The following is a 24018-nucleotide window of genomic DNA, read 5'->3' on the forward strand; positions in this document are numbered from 1 at the left end:
GGGAGGGATCGGGAGGGGCGGCGTCCGGGTCAGCATGCGGACGGAGGCGCGGAATGTCGTCGTGCCCTCGATCGCCGTGACCCGGAAGCCTTGGCGATGCACCTGCGCCACGTCGGTGATGCCTGACCCGGCCCTGACCACAGAGGTGCCTGCCAGATCGTAAAAGCCCACTCCGAGATCGATCACCGCGACCGGGAGGGCGGCGGCCGGAGTACCCGAATTCGGGAACAGCGTGACGGCCAGCGGGAGACCGGCCTCGCGGGCGAGATCCGCGCTCAGATCGGCCGTCACGCCGTCGAGCCCTCCATCGGCGGCGCGTCAGACGGAGATCAGGCCGACGGAGAGCGCGTCGACGAGACCGACCCGGAGCGTGCCGGTCGGGGCCAACTCCGCGTTCACGGGCCATCCTGCGCGGGGCTGGCAATCGTCATACTGGCGAGAGTGGCAGAAGCGGCCAGGGAGCAGAGAAGCCACGCGCTGTGGGATCGCCGCGGTGGCACTTTGGTGACACCGTCCCTCTCAGCATCGGGGCTAACCCCTGCTACGCCTTTGAGAGAATTGGCGCACCCGACACGATTCGAACGTGTGACCTTTGCCTTCGGAGGGCAACGCTCTATCCAGCTGAGCTACGGGTGCAGGCCGTGGCTATTCCGTAGCCCAACCGCGCCGGGAGCGCAACGGCGCCCGTCCCATCGCGTGACGCCGCGGGCGGGTTAGTAGGATCTCCGGCGCGTGTTGCCCCGGCGTCCTTGCCTTCGCGCACCGTTTCCCGGTCCCTGGGCGCCGGGCTTAGGGGTCACGGGGCGGGTACAGGTGGCGGAGGCGACGGGCGGCCGGGACGCGCGGGCGAACAATTTCGGATCCCTGCGACTCCTGTTTGCGGGCCTCGTGATCCTCGCCCACGCCCCCGAACTCGTGGATGGGAACCGGTCGCGGGAGCTGCTGACGCAGGTCTTCGGGACCCTGTCCCTGGGGGAGATCGCCGTCGACGGCTTCTTCCTCGTGAGCGGCTACCTGATCACCGCGAGCTACCGCGCCAAGCGCTCCTTCGGCGACTACCTCGCGCGCCGGGCGCTGCGGATCTATCCGGCCTTCGTGATCGCCTCCCTGCTCTGCATCGCCGTCGTCGCGCCCCTCGGCGGCGGCAATCTCGCGGCCGCCTCGCCACTCGAGACTCTGCTGCGGCTGTCGCTGCTGCTGATGCCTGTGGTGCCGGGCGCCTTCGCCGAGCTGCCCTACCCGCTGCTCAACGGCTCGATGTGGACCATTCCGTGCGAGTTCGGCTGCTACCTGCTGCTCGGCCTCGTCGGCACCGCTCGCGCCCTGCGCCGCCGCGGGCGCTATCTCGGCCTGCTCGCGGGGCTCGGGAGCCTCCTCGCCCTGCGCTGGCTCTGGATGCCGATCGGACATCCGGGCGATGCCCTCGGCTCGCTGTCGGAGATGATCCGCCTCACCTTCGTGTTCTGCTGCGGCGGCGCGTTCCGGCTGTTCGCCGACCGGATCGCCTACACGCGGCGCGGCGCGACCCGCGCCGCCCTGCTGCTCCTGCCGCTGATGTTCAGCCGGCCGCTGGCCGAGCCGGCCTTCGCGATCCTCGGCGGCTACCTGATCTTCTGGTTCGCCCTCGCGGTGCGCCCCATCGCCCTCAGCCGCGCCACCGCCCGGGTCGACCCGTCCTACGGGCTCTACCTCTACGCCTGGCCGGTGCAGAACCTGCTGGTCGCGCGGATCCCCGGGATCTCCCCCTGGACGGTCGCCGCCCTCGCCCTCGCGGCCGCCATCCCCCTCGGCCTGCTGAGCTGGTACCTGATCGAGCGGCCGATGCTCCAGTTCCGGCCGGGATCGGGCGGCGCGCGGCCGGAGCCCGGCGCGATCCCGGCGGCCGGGCCCGCCCTNGCAGGCGACCACGAGGGCGTCGCGCAGGGGCAGCCCGGCCTCCGCGAGGGCGTCCCGGTACCCGCGGAACCGCTCGGTGGCGGCGGCCGGCCGGCCGGCGTCGCCCGTGAGCAGGCAGATCGACCGGCTCCCCGCCGCGATCAGGTGGCGGACGACCCCGTGGATCGCGTCGCGCTCGGCCCGCGCGGCGTAGTGCGTGCCGGGCACGTCCAGGCCGAACACCACGAACGGGCACCGCTTGGCCTGGAGCAGGCCGATCAGCGGGTCGTCCCGGTCCTCGGGGAAGACCACGAGGCCGTCGACCCGGGCCTCGCTGACCAGGCTGGCGATCCGGCCCGGGCCGTCCGGGTCGTCGCCGCGGCGGCAGCGATGGACCAGGGTGTAGCCCTGCTGGTCGGTGACGGTACCGAAGGTCTGGAGGACGTGGCCGTGATCGGCCTCCACGCCCGGGCAGCCCCCGTCGGCGGCGGGCCCCGGCGCGGGGGCGAACACGCAGGCGACGCTGCGGCTCGGCTTCTTGCGCAGCGACCGGGCCGCGAGGCTGGGCACGAAGTCCAGGTCGCGCATGGCCGTCTCGATGGTCTCGCGCGTGGTCCGGGCGACCTTCTGCGGGTGATTCAGGACCAGCGAGACCGTCTGGAAGCTCACGCCGGCCCGTCGGGCGACGTCCTTGATCGTCGTCTGGCCCATCGTCACCTCGGGAGCCGATCCGGACGGCCGCCGCCCGGCGCGGGCGCGCGGTGCCGCCTCGATCGGTGCGACAGACTAGATCTGTATCGAACCGAGATAAAGTCGCGACCTGTGGGCGAAGACGGCGCCTTCCGGCGCAAAGGCTGCACGAGACCGATTATTCGCGCGCGAAATGCGGGTCGTCCTGCGGATTCTCGGGGGCTTCGGTCCCGCCTTCCGACCGGTCCGCCGGGCGGCATCGCGGGCGGGGATCGGAGCGTCGGGCGCCGCCCCCGAGCCGGAGGCCACGCCCACGATGCACCGTCGCGTGGACCGTCGCACGCACCGACGCGGTCTGCTCATCACGCGGCTCGGCGGTCAGGGAGGCCGGGCCGTCGGGCGACGGCCTCCTGTTGACCGTCCCCCGGGCCTCGAAGAGGCCCCGTCAGCCGGCCCGCTCGCGCAGCCGCCGCATCAATCGGAGCAGCACGCCGCGGATATGGGACCGGATCTGGGTGTTCTCTGCCATGGGACGCCGTTCGAAGCGCCGGTTCGCGGCGCCTCATGAAACACATCCCTTGGATGGACCGTTGCTACGTAAAAAGCGGGATCGACGCCGCAGCCGCGCCGCAGAACCACCCGCCAAGGACGTAGCCCGTGGTGCGGATCGACGACGCCCCGCGGGCCGTATGATGGGACCGGATCGTCGACAGAACGCTCCTGATGTGCGCGCGCAGCTTGTCCTTGCGGAGCGCGGCCGTCTCGGCGCTCGGGTTGGGCGGGTTGGCGGAGGTCGACATGTCACGGGGCCCCGGCTCAGGCGCGCCACCGCTCCGGGCCGTCGGACGACGGCGGGGGGACGCTGGACATTCTTGTAAGCGATACCGTGAGCGGAATCTCGGCCGGCTCGCGTAGTACCGGGCAAACTCCATGTTTTAGATACATTAAGGTTTATCGAGCCGAAGACCTTTCCCAGTCGTGTTTCGCACTACGTAGAGATATCCGGACGATCGCCGCGGGGCGGCAGCAGGGGGGAGGTCGGTGTCCGAGCGCTTCTACTTCGACCTCGAGAGCGGCGAGGAGACGATCCGGGACGACGACGGCGTGGAGGTCGGCAGCCTGGAGGAGGCCATGGCCGAGGCGCGCAGCGTCATCGCCGAGATGGCCGACGAGGTCTGCGCGGAAGATCCCGACCGGTCCTGGAGCCTGGTCGTGCGCGATGCCGCCGGCTACGCCCGCCACCGGCTGCCGATCCGGCGGTAGCGCCTGCCCGGGACGCCCGGCACGGCGCCGGGCGGCGCCCGACAAGAAGCCCGCCGCGGCCTGGCCGGGCGGGCTTGAGGTGATCTCGTCTCGGAGAAGGCCCGACCGTAGACCCGGGACGCGGCACCCGCATCCCCCATCCGGATGAGACGCGCGCACGTTCCCGCGACTGCTGGCAAACGGGCGGCCCGCGACCGCTCGGCCCGCACCCGGCCGGCGCGCGGCGCGCCCTACCAGGTCGTGCCCGGCCGGGGCGCGGGGGCGTAGCGGCGGACCATGGCGGCGCAGAACTCCGCGAACTCGGTGCGGACCAGCGGCGCGCTGGTGTGGTGGGGCGAGATCCCCCGGTGCTCCGGAGTGAAGCAGAAGGTGACGGTGACGTCGAAATCCCGCAGCGCCGCCATCTGCCGGTCGAACCAGTCGAGCGCGCCGGGGCGGAAGCTGTCGGCCCAGGACAGGCCGGTGCGCAGGTAGCGCACGCCGAGCCGCTTCATCCACGCGACGGCCTCGTCGAGCCGGTGGTCCTCGAAGTGGAACCACTGGCACAGGCCGATCTCCGGCGCGTGGCGGGCGAAGCTCTCCAGGGCGATCTTCGGGGTGCCGTCCTGCCGGAGCAGGCCCATGTGGAAGTGCCGGTAGTACGAGGAGCCCTCGGCCTCCTTGTGGCGGGTGGTGGCCTCCCATTCCCGCGGCAGGTCGTAGAGGCTGTACCAGTGGATCCGCGGCGCCCGGCCGGCGAGCAGCTCGAGGGTCCGGCGCAGGCCCCAATCCTGGACCTCCTCGGCGCCGAAGGTCGAGACGCCGACCTCCGAGACCCAGACCGGCAGGTCGGTGACCGCGCGGATCTCCTCCAGCTTGGCCGGCCAGTCGTGGATCGACCACAGGTTCCAGTCGAGGGGGAAGCCGTGCACCGCGACCGCGTCGACCGCGTCGAGGACGCCGCGGCCCGCCATGTTGCGGATGAAGACCGGGTCGATCGGCGAGATGCCGCCGAGGACGCGGAGCAGGTTCGGGTTCGCCGCCCGGACCGCGTGGCCCGCCTCCTTGGCCATCTCGGCGAAGAGCAGCCAGTCGGGGTCGATCTCGGGATCCCAGTGCGACTTGTTGTTGGGCTCGTTCCAGAGCATCACCGAGTCGATCATCGCGTTCCCCCGCGTCCGTGAGCCCGCGCCCGCGCGGGGTATGCGGCCCCCACCCCGTAGGGGACCGGCGCGGTGCGGCAGAGATAGACCTCCGCCTCGGGCCGGGCCGCGATGGCGAAGCCGCTCGCCCGCAGCATCGCCTCGATGCCGGCGCGGTTGGGGATCCACCAGTTCGTCCAGTCATGCGCGTAGGCGCGCTCGACGAAGTGCATCCGCGGGTAACCGGGCCGCTCGAACGGGTCCATGTCCCAGAAATCGTAATCCTCGGCGACGGGCTCGACGGCCCGGCTGCCGCGCAGCATCGACTGGAACACCAGGAGGTCGCCGGCCACGTGCTCGCGGATCAGGTCGAGGGCCAGCAGCGGGTGGCGCAGGTGGTAGAGCACCCCCATGAACAGCACCACGTCGAACCGCTCGCCCAGGGCCCCCACGTCGTAGACCGAGAGGTTGCGGAACTCGATGTCGTGGCCGAGCCGGGCGGCGGCGAAACGGGCCTGGGCGAGGTAGCGGTCGTCGGAATCGAGGCCGAGCACGCGGGCCGCGCCGCGCCGCTTCATCGCGATGGCGTAGAAGCCGCCGTTGCAGCCGATGTCGAGGACGCTCTTGCCGGTGAGGTCGGCGGGCAGCGCGTCGGCGAAGCGCCGCCACTTCACGCCCGGATAGTCGCCGAGGAAATGGTCCGGGGCGGTCCAGACGCCGTCGCCGAGGTCGATGTTGTGGAACCAGGGGCCGAGGGCGTCGGCCCGCCGCCGCAGCTCTTCGGCCGTCATGGCGCGGTCCGTTCGTTGATCGACACGACCCGCCCGCCGCCGGGCCAGAGGGCGAGTTCGCTGAGAGAGGCCGGGTCGACGACGATCCGGTCGTAGGCGTCGAGGCCGAGGCCGAGGAGTCCGAGCAGGACGGCCCGGATGACGTCGCCGTGGCTCACCAGGATCACGGGCGCGCCGTCCGCCGCGAAGCGGGCGAGGACCCGGCCGATACGTCCCTGCGCCTCCGCCATGCTCTCGCCCCCCGGCGGGCGGGCGGTCGCGCGCTCCGCGTTCCAGGCGGCCCAGAGGGGATCGGCCGCGAGGGCGTCGAAGCCGCGGCCCGTCCAGGCGCCGGTCTCGATCTCGTCGAGGTCGGGCTCGGTCGCGACCGTCAGGCCGAGGGCCGCGGCGATCGGCGCGGCGGTCTCGGCGGCGCGCGCGCGCGGGCTCGCCNCAGCGACCGGGCGGCCGGTCCAGCGCCCGCCGGTGCGCCGACCGCCCTCACGCGCCCTCGCCCGCCGCGAAGCGCAGGGTCCGCTCCCGCGCCTCGGCGTCGGTGAACTGCCGGGGCGGCGACTTCATGAAGTAGCTCGACGGCCCCTCCAGGGCCCCGCCGAGACCCCGGTCGAGGGCGAGGCGGGCGCAGCGCACCGCGTCGATCACGATGCCGGCCGAGTTCGGCGAGTCCCAGACTTCGAGCTTCAGCTCGATGTTCAGGGGCACGCCGCCGAAGGCGGTGCCCTCCAGCCGGATATGCGCCCATTTCCGGTCGGTCAGCCACGGCACGTGGTCGCTCGGGCCGACATGGATGTCGCCCGGCGCCAGGGCTCCGTCGAGCTGGCTCGTCACCGCCCGGGTCTTCGAGAGCTTCTTCGATTCCAGCCGCTCGCGCTCCAGCATGTTCAGGAAGTCGGCGTTGCCGCCGAAATTGAGCTGGTAGGTCCGGTCCAGCCGGACGCCGCGCTCGCGCAGGAGATTGGCCAGCACCCGGTGCACGATCGTGGCGCCGACCTGGCTCTTGATGTCGTCCCCGACGATCGGCAGCCCCCGCGCGGCGAAGCGCTCCGCCCATTCCGGGTTCGACGCGATGAAGACCGGGATGCAGTTCACGAAGGCGCAGCCGGCCTGGAGCGCGCAGGCCGCGTAGAACTCGGTCGCCCCTTGGGAGCCCACCGGCAGGTAGGAGACCAGCACCTGCGTGCCGGTGCGCCGCAGTTCGGCCGCCACGTCGGCGACCGGCTCGGAGGACTCCGCCACCACGCCCTCGAGGTAGCGGCCGATCCCGTCGAGCGTCGGCCCGCGCCGGACCGTGACGCCGGTCTCCGGCACCGCGGCGAAGACCTGCGTGTTGTTGGGCTGGGCCAGGATCGCCGCGGCGAGGTCGCGCCCGACCTTGGCGGCGGCGACGTCGAAGGCCGCGACCACCGCGATGTCGCGCACCCGGTAACCGCCGAGATCCGGCGACATCAGGCCGGGCACGGGCTCGCCGGGCGCCGCGTCGCGGTAATGGTGCAGCCCCTGCACGAAGGACGAGGCGCAGTTGCCGATCCCGACGAGGCCGACGCGGATGGGGGCGGCGTCCATCAGCGCCTCGGCCGCCCGGGGCGTGGCTCAGCCGGCGACAACGGCGCGCTCCTTAATGGCCGGACGGGCCCGGCGCGGGGCGATCTCGCGGGAGAACCACGCGATCGTCGCCTCCAGCCCCTCCTCCAGGGGCACCCGGGGCGACCAGCCGAGCAGGGTCTCGGCGCGGGTGATGTCCGGCCGGCGGCGCTGGGGGTCGTCCACCGGCAGCGGCCGGCGCACGATCCGCGACGGCGTCTCGGTCATCCGCACCACGAGGTCGACCAGCGCGCCGACCGTCAGCTCGCGGGGGTTGCCGAGGTTGACCGGGCCGGCGAGGGGCGTCTCCGCCGCCATCAGCCGCAGGAGCCCGTCCACCAGGTCGCTGACGTAGCAGAAGGAGCGGGTCTGCTCGCCGTTGCCGTAGACCGTGATGTCGTCGCCGGCGAGCGCTTGGCAGATCACGTTGGAGACGACCCGGCCGTCGTCGGCGCGCATCCGCGGACCGTAGGTGTTGAAGATCCGCGCGACGCGGATGTCGAGGCCGTGCTGGCGCTCGAAATCGAAGGTCAGGGTCTCGGCGGAGCGCTTGCCCTCGTCGTAGCAGGCCCGCGGCCCGGTCGGGTTGACGTTGCCCCAGTAGGATTCCTGCTGCGGGTGCCGCTCCGGATCGCCGTAGACCTCGCTGGTGGAGGCCTGGAGGAAGCGCGCCCCGGCATCCCGGGCGACTTCCAGCAGCCGTCCGGTGCCCAGCACGCTGGTCATCATCGTGTGGACCGGGTCGGCTTGGTAGTGCGGCGGCGAGGCCGCGCAGGCGAGGTTGAACACCCGGTCGAACCGCGGCAGCGCCGGCAGCGGCTCGGTCACGTCCGCCTCGACGAAGTCGAACCGCGCCTCGTTGGCGAGATGGGCGAGGTTCGACCGCCGCCCGGTCAGCAGGCTGTCGACACAGGTGACGCGCGCCCCGTCGGCGAGGAGCGCGTCGATCAGATGCGAGCCGATGAACCCGGCGCCGCCGGCGACGAGGACTCGGATGCCGCTCCTGGTTCCCACCATCATTCTCCCGAGTGCCTAGTGACCGATGATCGCGAGATCGGGCGCGGGCGCGCGCGCCCTGCAGAGATAGCGCTCCAACTCCGCGGCGCGGGCGGCGGCGGTGTGCCGCGCCAGCATCGCCGCGCGGGCGGCCGCACCCAGCCGCCGCCGCTCCGCCTCGGCGCGACCGCGCAGGACGGCGAGGACGGCGTCCGGACCGTCGGGCAGCAGGATCTCGCGCTCGGGGACGAGCAGGGTGTCGAGACCGTCCCAGGCGTCGGAGAGCACCGGCGTGCCGCAGGCGCCCGCCTCGAACAGGCGCACGCTCGGGCTCCAGCCGGCCCGGACCATGTCGGCGCGGGTGACGTTCAGGGTGTAGCGGCTCGCCCCGTAGAAGTCGGGGTGCCGGTCCGGCGGCAGGTGCTCGATCCGCGCCACGTTGGCGGGCCAGTCGATCCCGGCCGGGTACTGCGGACCCGCCACCGCGAAGCGGAGTTCGGGCGCGCGGCGGGCCGGCTCGATCAGCAGGCGCTCCAGCGTGGGCTGCCGGTCCGGGCTGTAGGTCCCGAGATAGGAGAGATCGTAGCGCGCCGCTCGGTCGAGAGCCGGGTACGCCTCGGGATCGACCGAGCAGTAGAGGGCTTCGGCCACGGGCGCGCCGTAGGCCCGCTCCAGGCGCCGCAGGGTCGGGCCGCCCGTGAAGGACAGGTAGAGGTCGTAATCCCGGATCTGCCCGGCCGCGAGGTAGGCGCAGGTGCCGGCCTCCAGGGCGGCCAGGGTCACGGGCGTGTCGATGTCGTAGAAGGCCCGGGTTCCCCGGGCCCAGTCGAGCACGCGGGCCCCCGCCGCGATGCCCTCCGGCACGTAGGAGCCGACGATCACGGCCTCCGCCCCGGCGATGGCGGCGCGGTGCGCGTCGAGCCCGTCGAGATCGGCGTAGAGGGCGAGATCGCAGAAGCCCGGATCGGGCAGGTCGCGGTGCTCGGCGTACCAGGGCACGTCGCGCTCCAGGAACAGGACGGCGTGGCCGCGGGCCGCGAAGGCCTTGAGGAGCGCCCGGTAGGTGGTCGCGTGGCCGTTCCCCCAGGACGAGGACAGGCTCAGGCCCAGGACGACGACGCGCATCGCGCGCGCGCTCACGCGACGCTCCGCCGGGTCGCGTCCGCCTTGCGGGCCGCCTCCGCCCGCAGGATCGCGTCGACCTCGACCGCCCGGTGCGCGTAGGTGTGCTCGGCGGTGATGCGCCGGCGGGCGGCCTCGCCGACGGCGCGGGCCCGCTCCGGGGTGAGGGCGGCGACGTGGTCGGCGACGTCGCGCCCGTCCCGGGCGACCAGCACCTCGCTCCCTTCGTCGAGGAACAGGCCGAGCCCCTCCCAGGCGTCGGTGATCAGGCAGGCGCCGGCGCCGGCCGCCTCGAACACCCGGGTGGCGGGGGAGAAGCCGACCGCCGCCATGCTGTCGCGGGCGATGTTCAGGACGGCGAGGGGCGTCGTGTTGAAGGCGTTGTGCTCGCGCGTGTAGACGTGGCCGAGATGCCGGACGTTGAGCGGCAGGCCGCGGCTCTCCCAGCCGTTGCCGCCGATGAGGAAAGACCGCTCTGGCAGGCGCGCCGCCGCCGCGAGGAAGAATTTCTCTACTCTTGCCTCGCGGTCCGGCAGGCGGTTGCCCAGGAAGGCGAGGTCGGCCGCGAAGCGCGGCTCCGGCGGCACCGGGAAATGGGTCTCCGGATCGAGCGCGTTGTAGATCGGGATGCAGGCGCGGGCGCCGAAGCCCTCGTAGGCCGCGACCACCGGCGGGCCGCCGCCGTAGGTGAGCACGAGGTCGAGGTCCGGCAGGGCGCGGCGGAGCGCGTGGTCGGGATCGGCGCGCATCTCGGCGAGCGTCGCCGGGGCGTCGACATCCCAGAAGATCCGCAGAGCCTCGGGGCGCGACGCCGCGATCACGCCCTGGAGCAGCGCGTCGTCGAACACGCCGACGCCGCTCGCCTTGACGACCACGTCGGCCCGCGCGGCCTCTGCGGTGACCGCGCGCGCCGCCTCGATCGTCGCCGGGTAGACCGTCACCGCCGCGTAGGGCGGCGGCTCGATGTCCCGGTGCTGCTGCCGGTCGAAGGCGTCCGGCTCGTAGAAGGTGATGGTGTGGCCGTGCCGCGCCAGGGCTGCGAGCATGCCCCGGTAATAGGTGGCGGCGCCGTTCCAGTAGGACGATAGCAGGGAGGAGCCGTAGAAGGCGATTCTCACGCGGTGGCCTCCAGGGTGGCGGGCGCCCGCAGGCCGGCGGCGATGGACAGGAGTTCCTCGGCCCGGTGCGCGCAGGTGTGGCGCGCCCGGATCGTGGCGAGGCCGGAGGCCGCGAGGGCGCGGCGCAGCTCGGGATCAGTCCGGAGGGCGCGCAGGTGGCTCTCCATCTCGGCGCCGGTGCGGGCGACGCGGTAGTCCAGGCCCGGCCGGAACAGCGCTTCCGCGTCGTCCCAGGGCGCGCAGACCAGCGGGATGCCGCAGGCGAGAGCCTCGAACACCCGGATCGTCGGGATGCCGGGCAGCCGCTCCACGTAGAAGCGCCGGGGCACGTGCACGGTGGCGAGATGGCGGGCGAACAGGCCGGGCGCGGCGGCGTTCGGCGCCCAGCCGTGATAGCGGGCGCCGGTGCGCCCGAGCGTCGCGAGCGCCGCCGCGGGGTAGCGCACGCCGTAGACGTCCAGCGGCAGGCCGACCTGCGCGGCCGGGCGGAACAGGTAGGTCTCGAGCTCCGCGCTGCGCTCGTCGTCACCCCAGTTGCCGATCCAGATCAGGCCGGCGCGGGCCGCCTCTTCCGCAGGCGGCCGGAACAGACGCGTGTCGGCCGCCTCGTGCCAGACGAAGGCGCGGCGGCCCCAGCCCTTCGCCCGGTAGACGGCGGCCAGGGTCTCGCCGAAGGCGAGCACGCCGTCGTAGCCGGAGAGGTCGAAGCGCTCCATCTCCGCCGGGGCGCTCACCGCCCGGTGGTGGGTGTCGTGGAACAGGAGCGTGTAGCGCGCCCCGCGGCGCCGGGCGGCGCCGAGCGCCGCCACGAGGGCCGGCTCGCTCCACTCGTGGACCAGCACGAGGTCGCATTCCGCCACGCGCTCCACCACCGCGTCGACCGCCGCGTAGCGGTCGGACGCCAGCTCCGGATAGGCCGCCCGGTAGGCGTCGAGGCCGGCCGCGCCGTGGTCGCGCAGGAGATTCGCGAGACTCCAGGCCCCCTCGGGCTCGTAGGCCGCGACGGCGTGGCCGCGCGCCCGCAGTTCGCGCAGGACGCCGCGCAGGAAGTGCGCGTTGCCGTGGTTCCAGCACGAGGCCAGCGAGTGGGTGAAGTAGGCGATCCTCATGCCGCGGCCCCGCCGAGCCGGGCCGGCGCCCCGTCGCGGAGGCCGCGCAGCACCCCGAGCACGCCCTCGGTCATCGCCTCGACCCCGTAGCGGGCGGCGCGATCGGCCGCGGCCGCTCCGGCGGCNGCCGCGATCCGCGCCGCGGAGGGGGCCGGGCCCAGGACCGCCACGGTCACGGCGAGGCCCCGCCGGACCAGGCCGGCCGCGAGGTCGAGGCTGTACTGCCAGACGCCGCCCACCGCGTCCGCGCTCATCAGGACGTGCGGCGCCGCTGCCGGGGCGGGGTTCAGCAGCACCCGCATGCGGCCTCCAGCTCGGGCAGGGGCAGGGGGCGCTCGTCCTGGATCTCGCTGAACTGCGCGAACTGGCCGAGGTAGTGGGCGTGCGCCCGCTCCCAGGCCCGGTCGTCGGGCTCGCCCCAGAGGCGGCGGTAATCCGGGGAGCTCGGATAGGGGTAGAGCGGCACCGGGTCGTTCGCCCAGACGCCCTGGCCGCGCAGGCGGTCGCGCCACGCCGCCACGAGGTCGGGGTCGTCGCCCGCGACCGCGATCAGGTTCGCCTGCACGAACGGCACGGTGCGGCGCGCGTGGATCAGCCGCTCGGCGAGGTCGTCGGTCGAGGCGCGGCAGCGCTTGTCGAGGGCGGCGCGGCCCGCCTCGGTCAGGCTCTCGATCCCGGCCTCGATGGAGACGCAGCCCGCCGCCCCGAGGAGGTCGAGCAGGTCGGGCTTCCACAGGTCGATCCGGGTCTGGATCCCGAAGCGTAGGTCCCGGGCGACCAGCGCCTCCAGGAGCGGCTTCTGCGGCAGGAAGATCTCGTCGACGAAGTAGACGTAGGTGACGCCCTGCGCGATCAGCCCGTCGATCTCGTCGAGGACGATGGGGAGCTCCCGGCGGCGATAGGCGTCGCGGAAGTCGATCTTGGCGCAGAACGAGCAGGTGTAGGGGCAGCCGCGCGAGGCCTCGACCTCCGCGCCCGGGCCGTCCGGCGCGGCGTCGAACCGGTGGTGGTGGTGCCGGTGCCGGGCGATCCAGTGATCCGGCCAGCGCAGGGCCGGCAGATCGGTGAAGCGGCCCGCCTGGGGCGGGCCGGTCACCGCGACCGCCCCGTCGTCGCGGACGGCGAGGCCGGGCACGGCCCGCAGGGTGTCCGGGCGCAGGTCGGGCAGGCCGGKGAGCCGGGCGACGACCTCCTCGCACTCGCCGCGCATGACGACCGCGCAGCCGAGCTTGTCGAGGACCGGGCGCGGCGTCGCGGAGCCGTGGGGGCCGACCGCCACGGTCGTCCCGCCCCGGCCCGCCAGGGTGTCGAGGAACAGGCGGGGCACCCGCAGCTCCGGCGGGGCGCAGCGCCAGAACAGGTAGGTGGGGGCGGTCGCCACCACCGTCATGGCGGGGGCGAAGGCGGCCACGCGGTCGGCGGCGGCCCCGGCGGTCAGGCCCTCGAGATGCGCGTCCACGAGCAGCGTCTCGTGGCCGGCGGCCGCCAGCAGCGCCGCGGAATAGCCGAGCTCGAGCGGCAGGTGCGGCTCGCGGCAGCCGAAATAGATGCTGTTGCGGAAGTCCCAGGGCGGGTTGACCAGGGCGACCCTCACGCGGCCGCTCCCGCGATCGGTGCCGCGATCGGTGCCGCGCCGTCCGACGGTGCGCGCGCGGCGGCGAGCCAGCCGGCGAGGTCGGCGACGCCGTCGCGCCAGGCCGTGAAGGGGGCGAGGCCGAGCCGCTGGACCGCCCGGCGGGTGTCCGAGACGTAGTAGCGCTGGTCGCCCGGGCGCCAGGCCTGGAAGCTGCGCGCCACCGGGCGCCCCAGCAGGGCGCCGACATGGTCGAGGAGCTGCAGCAGGCTCACGGCGTTGCCGGGGCCGCCGCCGACGTTGAAGGCGCGGCCCGCCGCGGCGTCGATGCGGGCGAGCGCCGCCCGGTAGACCGCCACCACGTCGCGCACGTGCAGGATGTCGCGCACCTGCCGTCCGTCGCCGTAGAGCGTGACCGCCTCGCCGGCGAGCGCCCGTATCAGGAAGTGGGCGACCCAGCCCTGGTCCTCGTTGCCCATCTGGCGGGGCCCGTAGATGCAGCTCATCCGCATCACCGCCGCCGGGATGCCGAAGCTGCGGGCGTAGTCGAGGACGTACTGGTCCGCGGCCCCCTTGGAGCAGCCGTAGGGCGTGTGGAAATCCAGCGGCCGGGTCTCGCCGATGCCGCGCCGGCGCAGCTCCGGATCGGCCGGCAGATAGGCGTCGCCGACCGCCTCCAGGGCGATGTCGGGCAGGTCGCCGTAGACCTTGTTGGTCGAGGCGTAGAGGAGCGGCACCGGCCGCGCCTCGGCCCGCAGGGCCTCCAGCAGGTTCACGGTGCCGAGGAGGTTGATCTCCATGTCGGCCCGGGGCGCGACGAGGCTCGTCGTCACCGCCACCTGGGCGGCGAAGTGGAACACCGCGCCGGCCTCCGCCACCGCGCGGCCGAGCTCCTGGACGTCGCGGATGTCGGCGACGATCGGGACGATCCGGCCGCCGTGGCGCTGCCGCAGCCACGCGAGGTTGGCCTCGACGCCGGGGCGCGAGAGGATGTCGTAGACGATCACCGCGTGGCCGTCGGCCGCGAGGCTGTCGGACAGGTTGGCGCCGATGAACCCGGCGCCGCCGGTGACGAGGATCGGCCGGCCGCTCACGCGACGAGACCGCGCGCTTCGAGCTCGCGCCGCGCCTCGGCGACGCGGTCGACGGCCTGCTGCTCGGCCACCCAGGCGGCGAGTTCGGCGAGCCCCTCGGCGAAGTCGCGGCGCGGCGCGTAGCCGAGTTCCCGCCGGATCTTGCCGATATCGGCGATGCAGTGGCGGATGTCGCCGAGCCGCGCCTGGCCGGTCACCTCCGGCGCGATCTCCGCGCGGCCCATCGCGCGGGCGAGCAGGCGGGCGACCTCGCTGACCGTGCGGTCCTGGCCGCTGCCGACGTTGTAGACCTGGCCGGCGGCGGCCGGGTGCTCCAGGGCCAGCGCGAAGGCCTGCGCGACGTCCTCCACGTGGACGAAGTCGCGCCGCTGCGCGCCGTCCTCGAAGATCATCGGCGGCTGGCCGTTGTGGAGGCGCGCCGCGAAGATCGCCAGCACGCCGGTATAGGGGTTCGAGAGCGCCTGGCCCGGCCCGTAGGCGTTCCACAGGCGGAGCGCCACGCCCTCCATCCCGTAGGCGGGCGCGAGGGTGAGCGTCAGGCGCTCCTGCATGTACTTGGTCAGCGCGTAGACCGAGGCGAGCGCCGGCCGCTTCGTCTCGGGCGTCGGGATCGGCCGCATCGGCTGCCCATGCCCGTCGAGGGGGTCCCAGGGCTCCCCGGACCGGCGCGGGCGGCGCACCACCTCCTCGGCGGTCGACCCGTCCGAGGCGCGGTACAGCCCCTCCCCGTAGATGCTCATCGAGGAGGCCACGACCACGCGCTTCACCGGGGCGTCGATGAGCTGCTGGAACAGGACCGCCGTGCCGCAATCGTTGACCGAGACGTAGCGCTCTACCGCGTACATGCTCTGGCCGACGCCGACCTCGGCCGCGAGGTGGACGACCCGGTCGATGCCCGACAGGGCGCGGGCCACGGCGGCGCCGTCGCGGACGTCGCCGGCCTGGAACTCGACCTCCGGCGGCAGCGCCCCGGCGCCGCCGGGGCCCGTCTCGCCGCCGTGGACCTGCTCGATCAGGCTGTCGAGCACCCGCACGCGGTAGCCGCGGCGCAGCAGCTCGGCGGAGAGGTGGCGGCCGATGAAGCCAGCACCACCGGTAATGAGCACGGATTCCGGCACGAGGCGTGGAAACTCCCCTGCAAGGACTTAAAGCTATGTAGATCGGGAATCCCGTCCCGATGAAATAACTCAAGTTAAGAGCCGAATTTGTTCGGCCGCAAGCGGGACTATAACGGCGAAAACGAATAAATACGGCCGCTCATCTGTCGTCAACAACGGATCATCGTGCGGCAGTCGATCCGCGGGCGCGGCCAGTATGGCCGCGGCGGAGGGCGACGATCAGCGACCTATTCCCTCAGCAAAGCCCGACCGGATGTACTGGCCGGGCCTCGCCGGCACCGCGCGGGCACATGCCGCGGCGGCCCCGCCGCGGGATCCGGGGGCCCGTTGCCACGCGCGGGCCCCGGCATCCCGCTCCCCGGCCGCCGGGGAACCGGCCCCGCCGGGGGAGGGGGAAGATCGCCGCAGGGGCCTGTTGTCCTAGGCGCCGGGTCCGTCAGCCCGCGAAGGCGCGGGGCGGCAGGCCGGCGACGCCGACGTCGAGCTCGAACAGCGCGCCGGCCTCCGGCACGTGCTCGGCCCCCCGCGCCGCCGAGGTGACGAACAGCCGGTCGAGGCCGTGGCCCGCGAAGGCGCAGCTCGTGATGTTGGGGGCGGGCAGGGGGATCGCGCGCAGCAGGCGCCCGTCGGGATCGAAGCGGCTGATCCGGCCGCCGCCCCAGTGGGCGATCCACAGGCAGCCCTCGGCATCCGTGGTCATGCCGTCGGGCCAGCCCCAGTCGTCGGGGAAGCGCAGGAAGGGCCGCTTGCCCGTCAGCGCCCCGTCGGCGGCGAGGTCGAAGGCGTAGACCGTCCGGGCGGCGCTGTCGCTGTGATAGAGGATCCGGCCGTCGCGGCTGAAGGTCGGCCCGTTGGCGACGCCGTAGCTGGTATCCATCCGTCGCCACGTCAGGTCCGGATCGAGCCGGTGCAGGGCGCCCGAGACCGCGGTCTCGGCCTGGTGCATGCTGCCGGCCCAGATCCGGCCGGCGCCGTCGACCTTGGCGTCGTTCAGGCGGTTGTCCGGATCGTCGGGCTCGGGGTCGCCGATCGGCGCGAGGCGACCGGCCTCCAGATCGTAGGTCGCGAAGCCGCTCTTCAGCCCGACGATGAAGTCGCGCCGGCCCGCGCGGGGGATGATCCAGCCGATCGGTTCCGGGAACGGCCGCGTGCCGGTCGCGCCGACGGCGAGGTCGAGCCAGTTCAGGGCTGGCGCCTCGATATCGACCCAGAACAGCACGCCCCGTTCCGGAACCCAGACCGGGCCCTCGCCGAGCCGGTCGCGGCGGGGCCGATCGAGGATGCGGATCCGCGGGTCCATGGCCGTGCCCCTCGCCCGGCCGACGCTCAGGCGCCGGCCGGCCGCGATGCGGCGCCGGTCCGGCAGCCCCAGAGCGCGTAGAACAGGACGTAGAGCTCGCAGGCGGCGGTGATCAGGAAGGCGTGCTGCAGCCCGTACCGGTCCGCCGCCCAGCCCTGCACCACGACCAGGGAGCCGCCCGCGATCGCCATGATCAGCAGCCCGGCGCCCTCCTCGGTGAGCGGGCCGAGGCCGCGGATGCCCAGGGTGAAGATCGTCGGGAACATGATCGCGTGGAACAGGCCGACCGAGATCAGCGCCCACAGGGCGAGGTGGCCGGTGGCGAAGGTCGCCACGAGCATCACCGCGCAGGCGCCGACCGCCGCGCCGGCCAGGACGGTCTCGGCCGGGCACCGCTGCATCAGGTAGCTGCCGACGAAGCGGCCGACCATCATGCCGCCCCAGAGCAGGAACAGGTAGCGCGAGGCCTGGGCGTGGGTCAGGTCGCCGATCTCGGGCTGCGACACGAAGTTGATGAACAGGTTCGACACCCCGATCTCGGCGATCAGGTAGATGAAGATCGCCGGCACGCCGAGCACGAGGTTGCGGTGGCGCCAGAGCGACAGGCCGGCGCGCTCGGCCCTGGCGGCCCGGGCCGTGGCGCCGCCGGAGGCACCCATGGCGGGCAGCGGGAAGCGGGCGATGACCACGGCGAGGACGACGAGGATCACCGCCACGATCAGGTAGGGCAGCTGCACCGACTGCGCGTCGGCGAGGCGCTCGGCCGGGGTCAGGGTGGCGCCGGCGGCGGCGTTGCCCGAGGCCGAGCGGCCGAGGATCAGGTAGCCGCCGAACAGCGGCGCCAGGGTCGTCCCGAGGGAGTTGAACGCCTGCACGAGGTTCAGCCGCGCCGGGGCGCTCTCGGCCGGGCCGACCACCGCCACGTAGGGGTTCGCGGCGACCTGCAGGAGGGTGATGCCGCTGGCGATCACGAACAGGGCCGCGAGCGTGATCGCGTAGGAGACCCGGTGGGCGGCGAGGATCATCCCGAGGGTGCCCAGCGCCATGATGCCCAGCCCCGTCACCAGGGCGCGCTGGTAGCCGACGCGCTCGATCAGCTTGGCCGCCGGGATCGAGGCGACGAAGTAGGCGATGAACCAGACGGACTCGATCAGCGTGGTCTGCGTGTAATCGAGGTCGAACACGCTGCGCAGGTGCGGCAGCAGCGTGTTGTTGATGACCGTGATGAAGCCCCACATGAAGAACAGGCTCGCCAGCAGCGACAGGGCCGGGCGGTAGCCGCCCCGGTCGCGCGCGGCCTCCGCCCCCGTCCGGGGCGCCGCGGTCCCCGCGGTCGCGATCGGTCCAGCCATCCGGCGTTGTCCTCTGCCTTTCGGGCCGCCTTGCCGGGGTCCCGTGTTGTCCCTTTTATTTGTCTGAGTATATACCGGGTTCGCGGACGTCAACCGCGCGCCCCGTCGTGGACCGGCGCAGGACCGGCGCGGCGGGCTGAATCACGAGGGGGGAGAACGCGATGCGAGGAGTGGGATCCCTGGCGCTGTGCGCCTGTGCGGCCCTGCCGGGCCTGACGCCGGACCCGGCGCGGGCGGCCGAGCCGACCCGGACGGTGTTCGGCACGCTGCCGGACGGACGGACGGTCGAGGAGGTGACGCTGACGAACGGCAAGGGCATCACGGCGCGGATCCTGTCGTGGGGGGCGCTGCTGCGGAGCCTCGACGTGCCGGACCGGTCCGGCAAGGCCGCCGACGTGGTGCTCGGCTACGACGACCTCGCCTCCTACCTGGCCAGGGGCAACTATTTCGGCGCGAGCGTCGGGCGCTACGCCAACCGCATCCGCGCCGGGCGCTTCACCCTCGACGGCCGGGCCTACACGCTGGCCACCAACGACGGCCCGAACGCCCTGCACGGCGGCGCGGCCGGCTTCGACAAGCGGCTCTGGACGATCACCGCGGTCAAGGGCGGCGCGGCCCCGTCGGTGACCCTCCGCTACGTCAGCCCGGACGGCGAGGAGGGCTATCCCGGCACGCTGACGGCGACCGCCACCTACGCGCTGGACGACACGAACACGCTCACGGTCACCTACGAGGCGACGACCGACAAGCCGACCATCGTCAACCTGACCAACCACAGCTTCTTCAACCTCGCGGGCGAGGGCTCGGGCCGCTCGATCCTCGACCAGACCCTGACCATCCCGGCAGAGCGCTTCACGCCGGTCGACGCCACCCTGATCCCGACCGGGGAACACCTGCCGGTGGCCGGCACGCCCTTCGACTTCCGCGAGCCCGCGGTGATCGGCGCGCGGATCCGCGACGGGCGGGACGTTCAGATCGTGCGCGGGCGCGGCTACGACCACAACTGGGTCGTGACCGACGCGCCCACGGCCGAGCCGCACCCCGTGGCGCGGGTCGAGGATCCGGACTCGGGCCGCGTCCTCGACGTGGCGAGCAACCAGCCCGGCCTCCAGTTCTACGCCGGCAACTTCCTCGACGCGACCGCGGTGGGCAAGTCCGGCCTCGCCTACCGCCAGTCGGACGCCCTGGCGCTGGAGCCGGAGCTCTTCCCCGACACGCCGAACCGGCCGGCCTTCGGCTCGGCCCGGCTCGATCCCGGCAAGACCTACCGGAACGTGATCACCTACCGCTTCTCGACCAGCCCCGCCCACCGGACCCAGAAATGACCGACCGACCGATTGCACGGCCCCTGCGCTCGCGCGCGTGGTTCGACAACCCCGACAATATCGACATGACGGCGCTCTACCTGGAGCGCTACCTGAACTTCGGGCTCAGCCTGGAGGAGCTGCGCTCGGGCAAGCCGATCATCGGCATCGCCCAGACCGGCTCGGACCTGTCCCCGTGCAATCGCCACCACCTCGTCCTCGCGGAGCGGATCCGCGAGGGCATCCGCGAGGCGGGCGGGATCGTCCTCGAATTCCCCGTCCACCCGATCCAGGAGACCGGCAAGCGGCCGACCGCCGGCCTCGACCGCAACCTCGCCTATCTCGGCCTCGTGGAGCTGCTCTACGGCTACCCCCTCGACGGCGTGGTGCTGACCACGGGCTGCGACAAGACCACCCCGGCCTGCCTGATGGCGGCCGCCACCGTGAACATCCCGGCCATCGCCCTGTCGGTGGGGCCGATGCTCAACGGCTGGTTCAAGGGCCAGCGCACGGGCTCGGGCACGATCGTCTGGAAGGCCCGCGCGATGCTGGCGGCGGGCGAGATCGACCACGACGGCTTCATCAAGCTCGTCACCTCGTCGGCGCCCTCGACCGGCTTCTGCAACACGATGGGTACGGCGACCACGATGAACACGCTGGCCGAGGCGCTCGGCATGATGCTGCCCGGCTCGGCCGCGATCCCGGCGCCCTACCGCGACCGGCAGGAGGCCGCCTACCGGACCGGCAAGCGCATCGTGGAGATGGTCGCGGAGGACCTGAAGCCCTCCGACATCCTGACCCGCGACGCCTTCCTCAACGCCATCGCGGTCAATTCCGCGATCGGCGGCTCGACCAACGCGCCGATCCACCTCGCGGCGATCGCCCGCCACATGGGGGTCGCGCTCGACATCGCGGACTGGCAGACCCACGGGCTCGACGTGCCGCTCCTCGTCAACCTGCAGCCGGCGGGCGCCTATCTCGGCGAGGATTACTACCGCGCCGGCAGCTTGCCCGCGGTGGTGGCGCAGCTCATGCGCCGCGGCCTGATCCGCGAGGGCGCGCTGACGGTGAACGGGCGCACCCTCGGCGACAATTGCCGCGGCGCCGCGATCGAGGACGAGGACGTGATCCGGCCGATCGACCGGCCCCTGAAGGAGGCGGCCGGCTTCCTGGTCCTGCGCGGCAACCTGTTCGACGCCGCGGTGATGAAGACCAGCGTCATCGGCGACGATTTCCGCGCCCGCTACCTGTCGAACCCCGAGGATCCGGACGCCTTCGAGGGCCCCGTCGTGGTCTTCGACGGGCCGGAGGATTACCACGCCCGGATCGACGACCCGAGCCTCGGCATCACCGGGGAGACCCTCCTGGTCATGCGCGGGGCCGGGCCCGTGGGCTACCCGGGCGCCGCCGAGGTGGTGAACATGCGCCCGCCCGCGCGGCTGATCCGGGCCGGCGTGCAGGCGCTGCCCTGCCTCGGCGACGGGCGCCAGTCCGGCACCTCCGGCTCGCCGTCGATCCTCGACATGCTGGTCGACGCCGACGAGATCGCGCGCCGGCGCGCGGCCCTGGAGGCGGCCGGCGGCTACGCCTACCCGGCCGCGCAGACGCCCTGGCAGGCGATGCAGCGCGCCGCGGTAGGCCAGATGCACACCGGGGCCATCCTGGAGGGCGCGGAGGCGTTCCAGCGCATCGCGCAGACGCGGGGCGTGCCGCGCGACAACCACTGAGGCCAGCGAGGTCAGTGCGGCGATGCCCGCGCCGGCACCGTCAGGGCCGCATCGCCAGCTCGGTGTCGGCGAGGGCGAGGCGGACCAGCTCGGTCATCGTCGCGCGGGCGGCGTCCGGGTCGCCCGCCACGATCGCGTCGTAGAGGGCGCGGTGATCCGGCATCGGGTCCCGGGGCAGGCCCTGGCGGCGGTGCTTGAAGATCGTCGTCCACGTGACCGCGGCGGCGATGGAGCTCGACAGGGCGATCAGCGCGCCGTTGCGGGCCGCTTCCAGGATCGTGTTGTGGAAGGCTTGGTCGGCGGACCGCCCGGCCTCGGTGGCGAGGCCGTGGCGGCCCATCTCCTCCAGGGCGTGGCCCATCCGGGCGATGTCGAGGCCCGAGCGCCGCTCGGCCGCGAGCGCGGCCGCGGCCGGCTCGACGATCATCCGCAGCTCGAACAGGTCGCGGATGAGCGACTCGCTCGGCTCCGACTCGAAGGCCCAGGCGAGGATGTCGGGATCGAGCAGGTTCCAGCGGCTGCGCTGGCTGACGCGGGTCCCGGTGCGCGGGCGGCTCTCGACGAGCCCCTTGGCGCTCAGGATGCGGATCGCCTCGCGATAGGCGGTGCGCGAGACGTTCAATTTCTCAGAGAATTCGATCTCCCCGGGCAGCACGTCCCCGGGGGCGTAGCGGCCGCCGAGGATCGCCACGCCCAGATCGCGGGCGACCGAGCCGTGGATCCGGCGCGACCCCGAGGCGAGGGGCAGCGTGACGCTCTCCGAACCGCGCTCCTGCCTCACCGCGTCCACCTCCGATCCGGGCCACCGGGTCGGGGCAGGAACGGCGCGATCGTATCCTGAAGTTGTAGGAGCGCAAAGGGGAGCGCCCGTCGCACCGGAACCGCGACCGCGCTTGCGGGCGGGGGCGAACTGGCCTAGCCTATTTGTATGAGTAGTGAATCGCCAGGGCCCGTCACGGTCCGCGGCAGCGTCCTGGCCGGCGCCGCCGACGTCACCGCGGCCGCGATTTTCCGGGCCGTCGATCCCGCCACCGGCGCGGCCCCGGTGTCGGCCTTCACGGCCGCCGGCCGCCCGGGAGTCGAGGCNGCCCTCGCGGCGGGGGGCGATCTGGCCGCGACGGCGGAGCGGGCGGGACTGGGCGCGCCCGTCGATCTCGACGCGGTCCGGCTCCTGCCGCCGATCGACCACGCCGATCCCGCCCACCTGCTGCTGAGCGGCACCGGCCTGACGCATCTCGGCTCCGCCGAGGGCCGCGACGCGATGCACCGCCCGGCCGCGGCCGGCCCGGCACCGACCGATTCGATGCGCATGTTCCGGATGGGCGTCGAGGGCGGCAGGCCGGCGCCGGGCGAGGCCGGCGTGCAGCCCGAGTGGTTCTACAAGGGCGACGGGTCCTGCCTGGTCGCCACCGGCGAGCCGCTGGTCTCGCCCGCCTTCGCCCTGGACGGCGGCGAGGAGCCGGAGATCGCCGGGATCTACCTGATCGACGCCGACGGAACGCCGGTGCGCCTCGGCTTCGCCCTGGCGAACGAGTTCTCCGACCACGTGACCGAGCGCGGCAACTACCTGTGGCTGGCGCATTCCAAGCTCCGCCCGGCGGCCCTCGGCCCGGAGCTCTGGCTCGGGACCCTGCCCCCGAACGTGCGCGGGACCAGCCGCATCCTGCGCGACGGCACCGTGTTCTGGGAGAAGCCGTTCCTGTCCGGGGAGGCCAACATGTCCCACAGCATCGCCAACCTGGAGCGGCACCACTTCAAGTACGCGCCGTTCCGGCGCCCCGGCGACGTGCACGTCCACTTCTTCGGGACCGCGACCCTGTCGTTCAGCGACGGCGTCGCGACCCGGCCGGGCGACGTGTTCGAGATCGAGGCCGCGCCGTTCACGCGACCCCTGCGCAACCCGCTGGCGGCGGCGCCGGCCGTCGACGCGACCGTGCGGGTGCTCTGACCATGACGGATCCGATCCGCATCGGCCTGGTGGGCGTCGGCAAGATCGCCCGCGACCAGCACCTGCCGACCATCGCCGCCTCGCCGGACTACGCGCTCGTGGCGGTGGCGAGCCCGCACGGCGGCCTCGACGGCGTGCCGAGCTACGCCACCCTGGAGGCGATGCTGGCGGCGCACGGCGACCTCGACGCCGTCGCCCTGTGCCAGCCGCCGCAGGCGCGGTGCGCGGCGGCCCTGGCGGGGATCGCGGCGGGCCGCCACGTCTTCCTCGAGAAGCCCCCGGCCGCGACGCTGGCCGAGGTCGGGCTCCTCGTCGCGGCCGCGCGGGACCGGGGGGTGAGCCTGTTCGCGAGCTGGCACTCCCGCTACGCGCCGGGGGTGGAGCCCGCCCGCCGATGGCTGGCGGGCCGCAGGATCCGGTCGGTGGCGATCGCGTGGCTGGAGGATGTCCGGCACTGGCACCCGGGCCAGGACTGGATCTGGGACGCGGGCGGGCTGGGCGTGTTCGATCCGGGGATCAACGCCCTGTCGATCGCCACCCACATCCTGCCGCCGTTCTTCCTGACCGGCGCGACCCTGTCGGTGCCGGCGAACCGGCAGGCGCCGATCGCCGCCGACCTGCACTTCGCGGACGCCGCCGGAACCCCGATCCAGGCCCGGTTCGACTGGCGCCAGACCGGGCCGCAGACCTGGGACATCCGCGTCGAGACCGACGACGGTCCCCTGGTCCTGTCGCGGGGCGGGGCCGCCCTGACGATCGCCGGCCGCGACCAGCCGCTCCCGCCCGAGGCGGAGTACCGCGGCCTCTACGACCGCTTCGCCGCCCTGGTCCGCTCCGGCGCCAGCGACGTCGACCTGAATCCGCTGATCCACGCCGCCGACGCCTTCCTGCGCGGCGAGCGCCGCACGGTGGAGGCCTTCACGGACTGACCGGACA

The 24018-nt window shown here is 73.4% G+C and carries 20 protein-coding genes, 1 tRNA gene and 2 pseudogenes; 6 read left to right on the forward strand and 17 right to left on the reverse strand.

The features are described from left to right. Positions 1–559 precede the first annotated feature (559 nt). Positions 560–636 (reverse strand) — tRNA-Arg (locus tag MMR14E_RS11355). A 279-nt stretch (positions 637–915) separates the two neighbouring features. Between MMR14E_RS11355 and MMR14E_RS11360 the strand changes: the two are divergent. Beyond that, a pseudogene (locus MMR14E_RS11360) lies at positions 916–1740 on the forward strand (acyltransferase family protein); the annotation flags it as partial. Positions 1741–1956: 216 nt separating this feature from the next. Here MMR14E_RS11360 and MMR14E_RS11365 read toward each other — a convergent pair. Together MMR14E_RS11365 and MMR14E_RS11370 are read right to left on the reverse strand one after the other, a co-directional pair. Next, positions 1957–2586 (reverse strand): annotated as a pseudogene (locus MMR14E_RS11365) (LacI family DNA-binding transcriptional regulator); the annotation flags it as partial. Between the two features lie 572 nt (positions 2587–3158). After that, positions 3159–3365, reverse strand: coding sequence for a hypothetical protein (locus MMR14E_RS11370; RefSeq protein ID WP_331314299.1), 207 nt, complete (start codon positions 3363–3365; stop codon positions 3159–3161). Between the two features lie 241 nt (positions 3366–3606). On the opposite strand from MMR14E_RS11370, the gene MMR14E_RS11375 reads away from it, so the two are divergent. Further along, the gene (locus tag MMR14E_RS11375) at positions 3607–3828 is read left to right on the forward strand and encodes a DUF6894 family protein (RefSeq protein WP_331314300.1); all 222 of its coding nucleotides are present in this window, start codon (positions 3607–3609) and stop codon (positions 3826–3828) included. 230 nt (positions 3829–4058) lie between these two features. Here MMR14E_RS11375 and MMR14E_RS11380 read toward each other — a convergent pair whose 3' ends face one another. The 13 genes from MMR14E_RS11380 to MMR14E_RS11445 form a co-directional block, all read right to left on the reverse strand. Beyond that, complete coding sequence (locus MMR14E_RS11380; protein ID WP_331314302.1) at positions 4059–4970, reverse strand: beta-xylosidase; 912 nt, start codon at positions 4968–4970, stop codon at positions 4059–4061. Continuing rightward, positions 4967–5740, reverse strand: coding sequence for a TIGR04290 family methyltransferase (locus MMR14E_RS11385; RefSeq protein WP_331314304.1), 774 nt, complete (start codon positions 5738–5740; stop codon positions 4967–4969). Before MMR14E_RS11385 ends, MMR14E_RS11380 begins: the two co-directional genes overlap by 4 nt. Beyond that, positions 5737–6132 (reverse strand): histidine phosphatase family protein, encoded by a 396-nt coding sequence (locus MMR14E_RS11390; RefSeq protein ID WP_419539334.1) that lies wholly within the window; start codon positions 6130–6132, stop codon positions 5737–5739. Before MMR14E_RS11390 ends, MMR14E_RS11385 begins: the two co-directional genes overlap by 4 nt. Before the next feature lie 88 nt (positions 6133–6220). Then, positions 6221–7303, reverse strand: a complete 1083-nt coding sequence (locus tag MMR14E_RS11395) for an inositol-3-phosphate synthase (RefSeq protein WP_331314305.1) — start codon at positions 7301–7303, stop codon at positions 6221–6223. Positions 7304–7330: 27 nt separating this feature from the next. Then, the gene (locus MMR14E_RS11400) at positions 7331–8338 is read right to left on the reverse strand and encodes a UDP-glucuronic acid decarboxylase family protein (protein ID WP_331314307.1); all 1008 of its coding nucleotides are present in this window, start codon (positions 8336–8338) and stop codon (positions 7331–7333) included. A gap of 15 nt (positions 8339–8353) precedes the next feature. After that, positions 8354–9442, reverse strand: coding sequence for a CgeB family protein (locus MMR14E_RS11405; RefSeq protein WP_419539335.1), 1089 nt, complete (start codon positions 9440–9442; stop codon positions 8354–8356). An 11-nt stretch (positions 9443–9453) separates the two neighbouring features. Beyond that, entirely contained in the window at positions 9454–10557 is a 1104-nt protein-coding gene (locus MMR14E_RS11410) for a CgeB family protein (RefSeq protein WP_331314311.1), read from the reverse strand. Beyond that, the gene (locus tag MMR14E_RS11415; protein WP_331314313.1) at positions 10554–11666 is read right to left on the reverse strand and encodes a CgeB family protein; all 1113 of its coding nucleotides are present in this window, start codon (positions 11664–11666) and stop codon (positions 10554–10556) included. The genes MMR14E_RS11410 and MMR14E_RS11415 overlap by 4 nt, the downstream gene beginning before the upstream one ends. 286 nt (positions 11667–11952) lie before the next feature. Next, positions 11953–13260, reverse strand: a complete 1308-nt coding sequence (locus tag MMR14E_RS11425; protein ID WP_331314315.1) for a TIGR04295 family B12-binding domain-containing radical SAM protein — start codon at positions 13258–13260, stop codon at positions 11953–11955. Continuing rightward, positions 13257–14333 carry an SDR family NAD(P)-dependent oxidoreductase gene (locus MMR14E_RS11430; protein ID WP_331314317.1) on the reverse strand — a complete coding sequence of 359 codons (1077 nt, stop codon included), beginning with the start codon at positions 14331–14333 and terminating at the stop codon, positions 13257–13259. The genes MMR14E_RS11425 and MMR14E_RS11430 overlap by 4 nt, the downstream gene beginning before the upstream one ends. Further along, positions 14330–15451: an NAD-dependent epimerase/dehydratase family protein gene (locus MMR14E_RS11435; protein WP_331314318.1), complete on the reverse strand. Its 1122-nt coding sequence runs from the start codon at positions 15449–15451 to the stop codon at positions 14330–14332. The genes MMR14E_RS11430 and MMR14E_RS11435 overlap by 4 nt, the downstream gene beginning before the upstream one ends. 436 nt (positions 15452–15887) lie before the next feature. Next, complete coding sequence (locus MMR14E_RS11440) at positions 15888–16751, reverse strand: SMP-30/gluconolactonase/LRE family protein (RefSeq protein ID WP_331314320.1); 864 nt, start codon at positions 16749–16751, stop codon at positions 15888–15890. Between the two features lie 26 nt (positions 16752–16777). Beyond that, entirely contained in the window at positions 16778–18103 is a 1326-nt protein-coding gene (locus tag MMR14E_RS11445) for a sugar MFS transporter (protein ID WP_331314322.1), read from the reverse strand. A gap of 161 nt (positions 18104–18264) precedes the next feature. Between MMR14E_RS11445 and MMR14E_RS11450 the strand changes: the two genes are divergently transcribed. Further along, entirely contained in the window at positions 18265–19428 is a 1164-nt protein-coding gene (locus MMR14E_RS11450; protein ID WP_331314324.1) for an aldose epimerase family protein, read from the forward strand. After that, entirely contained in the window at positions 19425–21134 is a 1710-nt protein-coding gene (locus MMR14E_RS11455; RefSeq protein WP_331314325.1) for an IlvD/Edd family dehydratase, read from the forward strand. Before MMR14E_RS11450 ends, MMR14E_RS11455 begins: the two co-directional genes overlap by 4 nt. Positions 21135–21174: 40 nt before the next feature. On the opposite strand, the gene MMR14E_RS11460 is transcribed toward MMR14E_RS11455, so the two are convergent. Further along, entirely contained in the window at positions 21175–21924 is a 750-nt protein-coding gene (locus MMR14E_RS11460; RefSeq protein WP_331314327.1) for a FadR/GntR family transcriptional regulator, read from the reverse strand. Positions 21925–22062: 138 nt separating this feature from the next. Here MMR14E_RS11460 and araD1 point away from each other — a divergent pair, with 138 nt between their 5' ends. Then, positions 22063–23082, forward strand: coding sequence for an AraD1 family protein (gene araD1 / locus MMR14E_RS11465; RefSeq protein WP_331314329.1), 1020 nt, complete (start codon positions 22063–22065; stop codon positions 23080–23082). Between the two features lie 2 nt (positions 23083–23084). Continuing rightward, positions 23085–24011, forward strand: a complete 927-nt coding sequence (locus tag MMR14E_RS11470; protein WP_331314331.1) for a Gfo/Idh/MocA family oxidoreductase — start codon at positions 23085–23087, stop codon at positions 24009–24011. Positions 24012–24018 lie beyond the last annotated feature (7 nt).

The organism is Methylobacterium mesophilicum (genome assembly GCF_036441335.1).
Classification (GTDB): Bacteria; Pseudomonadota; Alphaproteobacteria; order Rhizobiales; family Beijerinckiaceae; genus Methylobacterium; species Methylobacterium mesophilicum_B.